We start from the raw sequence: 268 nt of genomic DNA, 5'->3' as shown, positions 1-268 counted from the left end.
GCGAAGAATGGACGGGGCGGCGCGCAGGGGCAGGCACAGGGCCAGGGCGAGGGCAAGGTCATCATGCTCCGGGACCTGCGCGACGCACGGGCACAGGCTGCCGGCGACGCTCGCGCGGACACCCCGCAAGCAACGCGCGACGTGTCCTCCGGTGCTCCCACCCCAGCACCGCAGCGCGAGGATCAGACCATCGTCGAGGTCCGTCAGGATTTCAGCGCCGGCGACCATCACCACCATCACCACGCCGATCGTGGTGACGACCTGGGCA

1 protein-coding gene is annotated in these 268 nt (G+C 70.5%); it reads left to right on the top strand.

Annotated elements, in window-relative coordinates:
• Nucleotides 1–268, top strand: a 268-nt coding sequence (locus tag CVH10_RS20990) for a hypothetical protein (protein WP_219924928.1), incomplete at both ends; no start/stop codon positions are given.

It is taken from the genome of Halomonas sp. ND22Bw, from assembly GCF_003011945.1.
Taxonomy (GTDB): Bacteria; Pseudomonadota; Gammaproteobacteria; order Pseudomonadales; family Halomonadaceae; genus Halomonas; species Halomonas halophila.
Note: the sequence above shows the minus strand (reverse complement) of the source record. Positions and strands in the feature narration are given on the sequence as shown.